Genomic DNA, 12,100 nt, shown 5'->3' on the forward strand with positions numbered 1-12,100 from the left:
ATGACTTTTTTTGAGGGGCGTGGCGGGGTGAAGGCGGTGGCGATGGCGGCGCGTCAGTCGATGAGCGGCGTGACGGATACGTCGTCGCTGCCGACCGACAGCTGCGCGGCGAAGCTAAAGTCCTTCTCCACTTCCAACGGGCTCTTGGCGCCGCTGAAGAGGTCTGTCTGGGTGGCGGTAAGCCGGGCCTTGCCGTTGAGCGGCGACAACACCCAGTTTCCGGATACGGAGCGGATCTTCACCTCGGGAAACTCGGTGATCTCCCAGACGATGGGAAGTTCCACCCGGTTGTCGGTGAAGTGGAAGAAGGGGCAGCCCGGGGGAGCGAGGCGGTCCTGGGCGCTGGTGCAGCCGGCCAGGAATGCGCGGACGTCGTCGTCCACTGCTTTTTTCAGCGACTCGGTGGCCTCTGTGGTCAGCACCAGGTCCACAGTGTCCTGCGGTGATGCGACGGACCCCTGCTGGGCCGCGGCTGCGAAGTACTCCGAGGTGTAGGAAACCTCGACGCGCGCCGGGTAGAACGCAGCAAATGTTGTGGTGTCAGCGGGCAGGGCAACCTGAACACCGTTGACCGTGGCCTCCCGCTGGCCTGCCGCGGTGACCGTCAGTGTGGGCAGGGACGAGGGCACAAAGGACCAGTGGTCAAAAAACAGCCACTGCCTGTCGGTCCGTTCCAGGCGGTAGGTGCTCGTCCCTTCCTCGTCGCCGAAGGAATAACGGACCTCAACATCCACCCGGTTTCCGCCGGCATCCTGCGGTTCGCCGATTTCCAGGATCTCCAAGCCGGCGGTGGAGCCCTTCAGGCCCTCATCGTCCAGCAGGGCCGCGTTGGCGTCCGGCACCTTGGCGGCCAGCAGCCCCAGGGCGCGTTCGCCGTCGCCCTCCTGAAGGGCCGCCAAATAGCTGGTGACCTGGTGTTCGGGCCCGTAGATTTTGGCGTTGACGAAGAAGATCACCACCACTGCGGCGGCCACCGTGACCATGAGCGCGAGCAGCCACGTGGCCACTGCCTTAATTACTGAAGTTGTTCCCTGCACTGCTCAAACGATACCGGGTGGAACTCCGGTAAGCCCGGACCGGCTTGGGTCCGCGGTCCGGGCTTCTTCCGCGGCGGCTAGGATTCGACCCCGCTGGCCACGGCGTCGTTTTCACGCGCCATGGCGATTTCTTCGGCCCGTGCGGCGTTGGCTTCCTCCGTGAGCTCGGCTCCCGCCCGCGCATCACGGGTGAGGTTTTCCCCGGACTCCGGGTCGAACAGGTGCACCTTGCGGGTGTCCAGCCACAGCTCGGCATCCCGGCCGCCGCGGATGCGCGAAGCGGCATCGAGGGTGACGACAATCTGCGGACGCAGCTCGTCGGCGTCCATGTCGCGGGCCAGGTTGTCCAGCAGCTCCTTCACCTCGGGGTCCGGATTGAAGGGGATGTAACCGTACTGCTCGTTGCCCAGCCATTCGGTGTGGCTGATGGGAGCAATGAAGATGGAGCCGTGCGGGCGCTTTGCCTCGTCCACGAACTTGGCGTCCTCGAAGAACTCCGGCCGCAGGCCCACGAGGACGATCTCCTTCCCCGCTGCCTTGTCCGCCTTATCCTGCGGGATGGTGAGGTCTCCCACCGCCGTCCGCAGGACGTTGCCGTCCACCGTTGCGGGCAGGAAGTTCATCGACGGCGAGCCGATGAAGCCGGCCACAAAGAGGTTGATGGGCTGCTCGTAAAGTTCACGGGGCGAGGCAACCTGCTGCAGGATGCCCTTCTTGAGGACGGCAACCCGGTCACCCAGAGTCATGGCCTCGGTTTGGTCGTGCGTCACGTAGACGCTGGTGGTCCCGAGCCGGCGCTGCATTTGTGAAATCTCGGACCTCATCTGGCCGCGCAGCTTGGCGTCGAGGTTGGACAGCGGCTCGTCAAAGAGGAACGCGTCGGCCTGGCGGACGATGGCCCGGCCCATGGCCACCCGCTGGCGCTGTCCGCCGGAAAGGTTGGCTGGCTTGCGGTCCAGGTGCTCCGTCAGCTCCAGGGTGGCCGCCGCGTCGTTGACCAGCTTGTGCACCTGCTCCTCGGTGTACTTCCCCTTGGCCAGGCGAAGCGGAAATGCGATGTTTTCGAAGACGGTCAGGTGCGGGTAGAGGGCGTAGTTCTGGAACACCATGGCGAGGTTGCGGTCGCGGGGCGCCTTGTCATTCACGCGCTGCCCGTTGATCAGCAGGTCCCCCGAGGTGATGTCTTCCAGGCCCACGATCATGCGCAGCAGCGTGGACTTTCCGCAGCCGGAAGGGCCCACCAGGATGATGAACTCGCCGTCCGCGATGTCCAGACTGACATCGTTGACGGCGGGAAAGCCGTCGCCGTACTTCTTGACGAGGTTCTTGAGGGTGATCGATGCCATGAGAACAAATCCTTTTCTTCGACCGAACGTGCCGGGACTAGCCCTTGACAGCGCCCTGGGTTAGACCCGAGACGATCTGGCGCTGGAACGCCAGCACCAGGACTACAACGGGAATGGTGACAATAATTGCGGCTGCCGAAATGGCGCCGGTTGGTTCTTCGAACTGCGAAGCCCCGGTGAAAAACGCCAGGGCCGCGGGAACCGGGCGGGCCGCGTCGGTGGAGGTGAGCGAAATGCCGTACACGAAGTCATTCCATGCGATGAAAAACGCAATGATCGCGGTGGTGAAAACGCCGGGCGCGGCCAGGGGCACGATGGCTTTGCGGAAGGCCTGCCACGTGGTTGCTCCGTCCACCTGGGCTGCCTGCTCCAGCTCCCAGGGGATCTGCCGGAAAAAGGCGGACAGGGTCCAGATGGAGATGGGAAGCGTCAGGGACAGGTACGGAATGATCAGCCCGGGCCACGTGTCGTAGAGGCCGATGTTGCGCCACAGGTTGAACAGCGGCGTCACGATGGAAATAACCGGGAAGATCGATACGCCAAGGGCCGTGGTCAGGATCAGCTTCTTGCCCGGGAAGTCCAGGCGGGCTATGGCGTAGGCGCAGAGTGTCGCCAGGATCACCGCGATGAACGTGGCGATGAGCGAGATGCCGATCGAGTTGCGGAGGGATGAAAGGAACAGGCCCTGCGCGTCGCCCACCAGGATCTGCTCATAGTTCGAGAACGACCAGGTGGTGGGAAGGAAGGTTCCCGAGGTCAGGTCGCTGGGGAGCTTGAACGACGTGGCGAGGATGGAGGCGACCGGAAACAGCGCGTAAAGAATGACCAGGATCGAGATGATCGTCCAGGTCAGTCTCCGCTTCGTGGCTGAGCCTTTCATTAGTTACCCCCTCGTGCACCGGTGAGGTCCACCTTGAACAGTTTGATGGCGATGAAGCAGATGATGATCACGCAGAGGAACAGCAGCACGGAAACGGCCGAGCCCATGCCGATTTCGAGCCTGGTAATCGAGGTGCGGTAGGCGAGCAGGGAGAGGACCTCCGTCCCGTACGCGCCGTTGGTCATGATGTAGACGTTGTCGAAAATGCGGAAGGCATCCAGTGCCCGGAAGAGCACTGCAACCATGATGGCCGCCTTCATGTTCGGGAGGATGACCCGGGACATCCGCTGCCACCAGGTGGCACCGTCCACTTCGGCGGCCTCGGTCAGCTCGCCCGGAACCTGCGCCAGTCCGGCAAGAAGCAGGAGGGAGATGAACGGGGTGGTTTTCCAGATTTCGGAGGCCATGATGACGAAGAGGGCAGTGGGGCCGTCGGCGAACCAGTTCAGGTCAGGGTTGATGCCCGGCACCCAGTCAAACCAGTGGTTGATATATCCCGAATCGATGTCGAAGGCATAGAACCAGGCGAAGGCCGAAACCACGGTGATGATGCCGTAGGGTACCAGGATGGCGGTGCGGAGCCAGCCCCGGACGGCTTTCAGTGCACTGTTCATCACCAGGGCGAGGATGAAGCCCAGCACGAGTTCCACGACGACGGTGATGACGGTGATCAGCAGTGTTACCCCGAGGTCCCGCCAAAACAGGGAATCCGTGAGGATCACAGCGTAGTTGCCCAAGCCAATGAATTCGCGGTCGGCTGGAGCCGTGAGCCGGTACTTGAAGAGTGATTCCCACAAGGCCAGCAGGATCGGGTAGGCGGTGACCGCCAGCATGATGATGAAGGCCGGGAAAGCCAGCCACAGGCCGAGCCGCCGCTCCGAGCGGGCCCGGTCGCTGAGCCGGGGCTTCGCTGGCGCCGGGGCGGGGGTGGTTCCCCGGGGTGCTTCTACGGAAGTACTCACAACAGCTTCTCCCCTTTCAGGACCGCAAGAATGAACTCGGCGCTTGTTGCCGGCGTGGTGGCCGGATCAACCGCGCTTGGCGGAGTCCAGGTCTGCTGGATTCCGGTCGACACCTCGTTGTAGTACGGGGTTTGCGGCCGGGGCTTGGATAACTCGAGGGACTCCCTGATGGTTTCGGCCATCGGGAAGGTGTCGCTCACTCCGGGTGCGTCGTATGCTGCCGCGCTGGCCGGCGGGTTGCCGTTGCTGGTGAAGTACTGGGCCTGGTTTTCGGGGCTGACGATGCACTCGATGGCCTGGTAGGCCAGGTCCGGATACTTGCTGTTGGAACCGACACCCAAGTCGATGCCGCCCAGCGGGGGAGCGGTGTCCTCACCCTCGTTGACCTGCGGGTACAGGGTCCAGCCGATGTCATCGATCAGTTCCGCCGGCAATGTGCCGGCGGTCACCGCTTCATTGGTGGCCGGCCAGACGAAGGGGTAGTTCACCATGAAGGAACCCTCATCCCCCTGGAACTGGATCATGGAGGTGTTTTCGGTCTGGGTGGGAAGGCCTGGACCGCCGAGCCCTTCCTTGCCGATGGTGGACACGATCTCCGCAGCCTGGGTTCCGGCCTCCGAGTCGATGCCAAGCTTGATGTCAGCCGCCGATGCGTCGGGGTTTTCCACGATCGTGCCGCCGGCCGATTCAATCAGGGCGTTCACCCACACGGTCATGGACTCGGCGCGGGCACCCTGGACGCCAATGAACTTGTCCTGGCTGGCAGCCGCTTCAATGATCTGGTCCCATGTCACGGGCTGGCTCATGTCCATCCCGGCCGCTTCAGCCACTGACTTCCGGTACCAGAGGATCTGCGTGTTGGCCCAGAAGGGAACGGCCACCAGCTTGTCCTTCCAGCGTGCTCCCGCGAGTGCGCCTTCGACCACATCCTGGGTGGTGCGTTCCGCAACATCCTCGGGCACGGGGGCCAAATAACCCGGTTCCGCGAACTCCGGCACGAACGGCGGGTCCAGGCTCATGATGTCCATGGTGTCGTCCCCGGCCGCCAACCGGCGGGCGAGCTGCTCGCGCTGGGCAGCCGCGTCATTGGGGAGGAGCGACGTCTGAATCGTGTAGGCACCGTCCGACTGCTCGCTGCAGGTCTCGGCGATGTTGGCCTGTCCGCCGGCGTCGGGGTTGATGTACCAGGTGAGTGTGGGAGGTCCTTCGGCAGAGCTGCAGCCGCTGAGCAGCGTGGCCCCGACGGCGAGGGCGAACCCCGCGGCAGCATAGCTCCTTACCCGGGATCGGCCGTACTTTCTTGCGTCCGTTGGCATCGGTGTTGTGCCTCCACCTCGTCGTAGGCGCGGAATAAGGAGTCCGCGGCGGCTGCCACCCTCAGCAGCCTTTCGAATGACATTAGGCCCTGACAGTGTTTTGCGCCACTGCCGAACAAGCCCGGGGGAAGTAGTTTCCTCAGGTCAGGAGCGCAGCGATGACCACCAGCACCGGAAGGGAGATCAAAGTGGTCAGCAGGACGGTGTCCTTGGCCACGAGCACCCCTTCCTCGTACCGGTTGGCGGCAACAAACACGTTTTGTGCGGTTGGCAGGGCCGCGGTAACGACGACGGCGAACAACAGATGCCCTTCCATCCCCAGGACAAACCGGGCAAGCAGGTACGCCAGGACCGGCTGCAGCAGCAGCTTGAAGGCCGAGGCGAGCACTACGTCGGCGCGTCTCCCGCCGTCGGCCTGCAGGAGCCGGGAGCCCACCAGCGAAATCCCGAAGGCCAGCAGCATGGCCGGCACGGCCGCGCCGCCGATCAGGGTGACCGGTTCGAGGATGATGACCGGAAGCTTCAGCCCGGTGGCGGCCAGGAACAGCCCGATCAGGGTGCCGATGATGATGGGATTGCGCAGGACCTGGCCCGCGAAAGTCCGCAGCGAGGTGCGCTGCCCGCTGGTGGCGGAATCCAGGAGCATCAGGTACATCGGAGTGAAGATGGCCATCTGGAAAATCAGGACCGGCGCAATGAAGGCCGCGTCTCCGAGGACGTACACCGCAATCGGCAGCCCAAGGTTGGCTCCGTTGACCAGGGAGGATGACATGGCCGAAATGAGCAGTTCGGGCAGCGGGCGGCGCAGCCACCATCGCGTGCACAGCACAAAGGCGCCTGCCGTCACGAAGGCGCTGGCACCGGCCACCAGCAGCGGCAGCGAAAACACGGTGTGCAGGTCAGCGTCGCTCATGGTGACCAGCAGCAGGGCGGGCGAGGCAACGAAGAAGGCAAGCCTGCTCAGGACCGTCTGGGCGTTTGCCCCCAGCACTCCCAACCTGCCGATCAGATAACCGACAAGGATGATGATCCAGACAACCGTAAATCCGGTCAGTACCCCCAGCACAGCGAACTACAAAAGGGAGCCGGCGGCGGAGATCCGGCGGATCTCGGACGGCGGCATGGCAGGCAGGGGAAGTGTGTGGCTCATCGCCGCCAGTCTACGGGCAGCTCGGGACCCGGCGAAAAGCAGCGCCGTAACATGCAAAAAGCCCCGGAATCCAGCGGATTCTCGGGGCTTTTCTACCTGAGCGGGCGACGGGAATCGAACCCGCGTATCAAGCTTGGGAAGCTAGCGCTCTACCATTGAGCTACGCCCGCAGAGCCGGGGTTCCCCGGCACAGAGAACCACTTTACATGTAACTCCGGCCTCACTCGAATTCGCCTTGCAGGCCTTTGCCGGCGCTGTCTCCGCCGCCGTCACTGCCGGCCTGGCCCGGGCCATTTTCGCCGGCCTGCCGGGCACGGTCCACCAAATCCCGCCACCTGCCCTGCACGCAGTGCTCAGGCAGCGTGACCGCCGCTTGGCCCACCTGGATTTCATACACAAACCGGTCAGGACCGCCCGGCTGCTGCGGCGGCGGATTCTGCAGCAGCGGCAGCCATTCCTGCTCCGCTTCCTCGGAACTCACCTGGGTGCTCCAGACCCTGGTGAGGCCGGCAAATCCGCCGGTGCGGACCACCACGATCCTCACGGCAGCACACCTGTCGCTTTCCAGGCAGCAGCAACCGCGGCGTATTCATCTCCCGTGGTGCCGTAGCGCTTTCCGGCAGCTGCCAGGGTTCCAGCGGCAAACCGGGTGAAGGTGCAGTCCACCGGGAGGTCCTGCTCGGTGATGGTGTCGTACCACATCTGCCCGGCGCGCTCCCAGGCGAAATTGCCCAGCGTTGTGGCCGCGAGGTAGAAGGCATGGTTGGGGATGCCGGAGTTGATGTGGACCCCGCCGTTGTCCGCCGCGGTGGAAACGTAGCCGTCCATCGTGGCGGGCTGCGGATCCTTGCCCAGCACGTCGTCGTCGTACGCCGTCCCGGGAGCCTTCAGGGAGCGGATGGCGGTGCCGGACACCTGGTCCGTGAACAGCCCGGCGCCCACCAGCCACGAGGCTTTCGCTGCTTCCTGGCGCAGCAGCTTCTGTTCGGTGAGGACACCGAAGACGTCCGACACCGACTCATTCAGGGCCCCGGCCTGGCCCTGGTACTCGAAGCGCGACGTGTACTGGATGACGCCGTGCGTCAGCTCGTGGGCGATGACCGTCAGCGACTTCGTGAACCGCTGGAACACCTCGCCGTCGCCGTCTCCGCAGACCATGCGCTCGCCGTTCCAGAAGGCGTTGTCATACTCGCGCCCATAGTGGACGGTGGCCGCGAGTACACCGCCGGCGCCGTCCACGGAGGCCCTGCCATAGATGTCCCGGAAGAGGGCGTGGGTTGCTCCCAGCCCCTCGTAGGCTTCATCCACCGCGTCGTCCCGGGTTGGTTCATCGCCCTCCGCCCGGGCCAGGGTGCCGGGCAGGGTTTCAGTTCCGCCGGCGTCGGACACCTCGCGCCGCAGGGAAGGGGCCACGGCGTTGCCCTGGGGCGGGGCGGGGAACTCCCTGGCCTGGGAACGTGCCTGCTCCAGTGGAGGCAGCTCAACCAAGGCCCGCCGGGCTGCCTCCGCCGCCTTGCTGAAGCTGGTTCCCTGCTGTTCGGCGATGCGGGCCAGCAGGTAAGGGGGAACTATCGAACAGATCATGCGTGACCTCCGAAAGCCGGGCTCAGGCAGGAGCGGAAAGCGCACCTGTGGCCTCAGCCTAAAGCCCCCTCCCGACAGTGCAAGGGGAGGAGGCCAAAGCGCCCCGGACTAGGGTGCCTGCGGGTCCGTGGCTTCGCCGGAAGCATCCGCTGACTGGGCGGCTGCCGCCTGGTTGGCTGCCGCCTGGTCATAGGCGGCCACGATGGCTGCCACACCCTCGGGGCCCAGCTCCAGGCCCATGTCGCTGCCCGGGTTGATGGCCAGCCCGTACCCCTGCGCAATGCTGCGCAGCGTGGCTTCGCCACCGGCCTTAACCATGACGGGCGCCTGCTCCCTGATCTGGGCGGGCACGCGGGCGGCGGTGGTAAAGGTGGCGGCGACGGCGGAGTCCCCCTCCGGTGCCTTCAGAACGAGGGCCTGGAAGGAGGAGGGATCCTGCTCGTCCTGGAGGCGTCCGACGCTCAGCAGCTCCGATTCGCAGATCCGTGCCACCAGTTCCTGGCTGCTGATCCGTCCCTCTTTGCCGGCCACAATTGCTTCCTCGAGGGCTGCTGCCCCCTCCGGGTCCCGGTACTGGGTCTGTCCCGGCGCGGAGTTGTCCTGCGGGCCGCCGGTGACGTCTGTGCTGTCGGTGTTCTCCATGGGTCTCTCCTTAGGAATGCTGCAGCGAAAGTCCGGCTGCGTGGGAATTTGTGTAAACGCGTTAAGTCCAGCGGCAAGTTTGGCACAGTGGCAGGGGGGTGTTTCAAGCGCAGGCGAACACAGGGATGCCGGGGGAGGGTTACCGTAGGAGCGTCCGGACCGCCAGTAAACAACGGAAACTGAACACGGAGCACCGATGAGCGTCAGCAGGAACACCCGCAGCCTTGAAGCGGGTATTGAGCGGGACTTCACCGACAAAATGAGCTACGGCTCCTACCTTGCACTGGATGACCTGCTGGGGGCACAGCATCCCGTCAGCAGCCCGGAGCACCACGATGAAATGCTGTTCATCATCCAGCACCAAACGTCGGAGCTGTGGTTGAAGCTGGTCCTGCACGAACTGCGGGCGGTGCGCGCCAAGCTGGCCGGCGATGACCTGCGCGCGGCGATGAAGGGCATTGCCCGGATCAAGCACATCCAGCGCTCGCTGACGGAGCAATGGTCCGTGCTGGCCACCCTGACGCCGTCGGAGTACGCGGAGTTCCGCGCGGACCTGGGCGCATCCAGCGGCTTCCAGTCCTATCAGTACCGCGCCGTGGAGTTCCTGCTGGGAAACAAGAACGCGGCCATGGTGAAGGTGTTCGCCGCGGATCCGGCGGCCGAGGCACTGCTCACCGAGCTGCTGGAGCAAACCAGCATTTACGACGAATTCATCCGCTTCCTGCACCGGCGCGGATACGCGGTTCCCGAGGAGCTGCTGACCCGGGATGTCACCCAGGCCCACGTTGCGAGTGAGGCACTGATGCGTGTTTACCAACACGTTTACGAGAACGCGTCCGAGCACTGGGACATTTATGAGGCATGCGAGGAGCTCGTGGATCTCGAGGACAACTTCCAGCTGTGGCGCTTCCGGCACCTGAAAACCGTGGAGCGCACCATTGGTTTCAAGCGGGGAACCGGCGGATCTTCAGGCGCTTCCTTCCTCCAGCGCGCACTGGAACTGACGTTTTTCCCCGAGCTGTACGCGGTCCGGACGGAAATCGGCCGGTAGCCCGGGCGTTGGGACGCCGGCCCCAGCGGGCGGGCGTCCCGCGGCGATGCGCTATTTTTAGAAGGTGCTGATTTCTGACCGCGACATCCGAACCGAAATTGCCGACAAGCGGATCGTTCTTGATCCCTACGACCCCGGAATGGTCCAGCCATCCAGCGTGGACGTGCGCATTGACCGGTTTTTCCGGCTTTTCGACAACCACAAGTACGCGCACATCGACCCGTCCCTGGACCAGCCGGACCTGACGCGGCTGGTGGAGGTTGACCCCGATGAGCCGTTCATCCTGCATCCGGGCGAATTTGTGCTCGGCTCCACCTACGAGACCGTGACCCTGCCGGACGACATCGCCGCGAGGCTGGAGGGTAAATCGTCTCTGGGCCGCCTCGGACTGCTGACGCACTCCACGGCCGGATTTATTGATCCCGGGTTCTCCGGTCACGTCACTTTGGAACTGTCCAACATGGCGACGCTGCCGATCAAGCTGTGGCCCGGTTCCAAGATTGGCCAGCTGTGCTTCTTCCGGCTGACTTCTCCGGCGGAGTTCGCCTATGGCTCCGGCCAGTACGGCAACCGCTACCAGGGACAGCGCGGCCCGACGGCGTCGCGCAGCCACCTGAACTTCCACCGCACCACGGTCTAGGCCCGTTAGACCTCCGGGACCACGGCGCGCGGCGTCTTGTCCGGTGACCGGACGGGCAGCAGGGCCAGCAGGCCCAGCAGCAGGACCAGCAGGATGCCCAGGATGCCGTAACGCTGGGCGCCGAAGATGCTGATGAACACCGCAAACAGGGCCGGTGCCAGGAAGCTCACGGCGCGTCCGGTGGTGGCGTAGAGCCCAAACAGCTCAGCTTCCTCGCCTTCCGGCGCGAGCCGGGAGAGGAAGGCCCTCGACGCGGACTGCGCCGGCCCCACAAACAGGCACAGCAGCAGGCCGAAAACCCAGAAGGTGGTGTCGCCGGACCACTGGATTCCCAGGAAGTCCACGTTGTCAGGCCCGCACACGGCAATGACGCTGCCGGAGATGAGCAGCCCGATCAGCGAGAAGACAATGACCTTCTTCGGCCCGGCCAGGTCATCAAGGAATCCGCCGGCGATCGCGCCGGCCGCGGCCACCACGTTGCCGAAGATCGCAAACACGATGATCTGGCTCATTGGCCAGTCGAAGGTTCCGCCGGCAATCACGCCGCCAAAGGTGAAGACCGCGGCCAGGCCGTCACGGAAAATTGCACTGGCCAACAGGAACCACACCGTGTGCGGGCTGGTCTTGAAAATGGCCTTGACGCGGCGGAAGAGCAGTCCGTAGGACGCAAGGAAGCCAATTCCGGCCGCCCGCTGCTGCCGGGGAACCTCGGGAACGGCGAACAGCACCGGCAGCGCAAACACTGCCAGCCAGACCGCTGAAAAGACGGCGACCGCACGGATGTTCAGGCCGTCCTCCGACGTCACGCCAAACCACCCGACGTCGGGGTTGATGAAACCGACAAGCACCGCCGCCAGCGCGGCGATTCCGCCCACGTACCCCATGCCCCAGCCGAAACCGCTGACCCTCCCGACGTTGGCCGGCGTGGAAATCTGCGACAGCATGGCGTTGTAGTTCACGCCCGCGAATTCGCTGAAGACGTTGCCCAGCGCGATCAGGCCCACCCCCAGGAGCAGGAATTCCGGCCGGGGGAAAACAAAGAAGCACAGGGCGGTCGCCAGGCATATCAGTCCCGTATTGATCCCCAGCCACATCTTCCGCCGCCCGCCGGCGTCCGAACGCTGACCGACAACGGGTGCCAGCACTGCCACGACGACGCCGGCCAGCGCAACACCGTAACCCAGGACGGAGGATGCATGGGCCTCTCCGCCAAAACTCTCCGATGTCAGGTACACGGTGAAGACGAAAGTGGTCATGACCGCGTTGAACGCAGCGGATCCCCAGTCCCAGGACGCCCAGGCCAGGACTTGCCGTTTCCGGATGGGCGGCGCCTCGGCGGAGGAGCTGGAAGTTCGTGTGTTGGAGACCATAGGCCAGATGCTATCCCGCGTGCGGGTATAGCAGGGCACCAACAGGACAACGGCAGGTCCGGCGCGCCGGTGCCGTCGGGCTGTGAGGGCCGCCCGATGCGACTTCGCTGTATGCCATGGGT

At 64.5% G+C, this 12,100-nt stretch carries 12 protein-coding genes and 1 tRNA gene; 2 read left to right on the forward strand and 11 right to left on the reverse strand.

Annotation, left to right across the window (positions count from 1 at the left end):
* Window positions 1-53 precede the first annotated feature (53 nt).
* The 10 genes from AAE021_RS17715 to AAE021_RS17760 all read right to left on the reverse strand — a co-directional run bounded on the left by AAE021_RS17715 (window position 54) and on the right by AAE021_RS17760 (window position 8,917).
* Complete coding sequence (locus AAE021_RS17715) at window positions 54-1,037, reverse strand: hypothetical protein (RefSeq protein ID WP_342023601.1); 984 nt, start codon at window positions 1,035-1,037, stop codon at window positions 54-56.
* Window positions 1,038-1,114: 77 nt separating this feature from the next.
* Window positions 1,115-2,383 carry a sn-glycerol-3-phosphate ABC transporter ATP-binding protein UgpC gene (locus AAE021_RS17720; RefSeq protein ID WP_342023602.1) on the reverse strand — a complete coding sequence of 423 codons (1,269 nt, stop codon included), beginning with the start codon at window positions 2,381-2,383 and terminating at the stop codon, window positions 1,115-1,117.
* Between the two features lie 37 nt (window positions 2,384-2,420).
* Window positions 2,421-3,263 carry a carbohydrate ABC transporter permease gene (locus AAE021_RS17725; RefSeq protein ID WP_342023603.1) on the reverse strand — a complete coding sequence of 281 codons (843 nt, stop codon included), beginning with the start codon at window positions 3,261-3,263 and terminating at the stop codon, window positions 2,421-2,423.
* Window positions 3,263-4,225 carry a sugar ABC transporter permease gene (locus tag AAE021_RS17730; RefSeq protein WP_342023604.1) on the reverse strand — a complete coding sequence of 321 codons (963 nt, stop codon included), beginning with the start codon at window positions 4,223-4,225 and terminating at the stop codon, window positions 3,263-3,265. Before AAE021_RS17730 ends, AAE021_RS17725 begins: the two co-directional genes overlap by 1 nt.
* Window positions 4,222-5,541, reverse strand: coding sequence for an extracellular solute-binding protein (locus tag AAE021_RS17735; RefSeq protein WP_342023605.1), 1,320 nt, complete (start codon window positions 5,539-5,541; stop codon window positions 4,222-4,224). The genes AAE021_RS17730 and AAE021_RS17735 overlap by 4 nt, the downstream gene beginning before the upstream one ends.
* A 139-nt stretch (window positions 5,542-5,680) precedes the next feature.
* The gene (locus AAE021_RS17740; RefSeq protein WP_342023606.1) at window positions 5,681-6,607 is read right to left on the reverse strand and encodes an AEC family transporter; all 927 of its coding nucleotides are present in this window, start codon (window positions 6,605-6,607) and stop codon (window positions 5,681-5,683) included.
* Between the two features lie 183 nt (window positions 6,608-6,790).
* Window positions 6,791-6,861 (reverse strand) — tRNA-Gly (locus AAE021_RS17745).
* A 50-nt stretch (window positions 6,862-6,911) separates the two neighbouring features.
* Complete coding sequence (locus tag AAE021_RS17750) at window positions 6,912-7,235, reverse strand: protealysin inhibitor emfourin (RefSeq protein ID WP_342023607.1); 324 nt, start codon at window positions 7,233-7,235, stop codon at window positions 6,912-6,914.
* Window positions 7,232-8,275 carry a M4 family metallopeptidase gene (locus AAE021_RS17755; RefSeq protein WP_342023608.1) on the reverse strand — a complete coding sequence of 348 codons (1,044 nt, stop codon included), beginning with the start codon at window positions 8,273-8,275 and terminating at the stop codon, window positions 7,232-7,234. The genes AAE021_RS17750 and AAE021_RS17755 overlap by 4 nt, the downstream gene beginning before the upstream one ends.
* A 108-nt stretch (window positions 8,276-8,383) precedes the next feature.
* Entirely contained in the window at window positions 8,384-8,917 is a 534-nt protein-coding gene (locus tag AAE021_RS17760; protein ID WP_342023609.1) for an SseB family protein, read from the reverse strand.
* Between the two features lie 196 nt (window positions 8,918-9,113).
* On the opposite strand from AAE021_RS17760, the gene kynA reads away from it, so the two are divergent.
* Entirely contained in the window at window positions 9,114-9,968 is an 855-nt protein-coding gene (kynA, locus tag AAE021_RS17765; protein ID WP_342023610.1) for a tryptophan 2,3-dioxygenase, read from the forward strand.
* Window positions 9,969-10,032: 64 nt separating this feature from the next.
* Complete coding sequence (gene dcd, locus AAE021_RS17770; RefSeq protein ID WP_342023611.1) at window positions 10,033-10,608, forward strand: dCTP deaminase; 576 nt, start codon at window positions 10,033-10,035, stop codon at window positions 10,606-10,608.
* Window positions 10,609-10,613: 5 nt separating this feature from the next.
* Here dcd and AAE021_RS17775 read toward each other — a convergent pair whose 3' ends face one another.
* Window positions 10,614-11,978, reverse strand: coding sequence for an MFS transporter (locus AAE021_RS17775; protein WP_342023612.1), 1,365 nt, complete (start codon window positions 11,976-11,978; stop codon window positions 10,614-10,616).
* Window positions 11,979-12,100 lie beyond the last annotated feature (122 nt).

It is taken from the genome of Arthrobacter citreus (genome assembly GCF_038405225.1).
Taxonomy (GTDB): Bacteria; Actinomycetota; Actinomycetes; order Actinomycetales; family Micrococcaceae; genus Arthrobacter_B; species Arthrobacter_B citreus_A.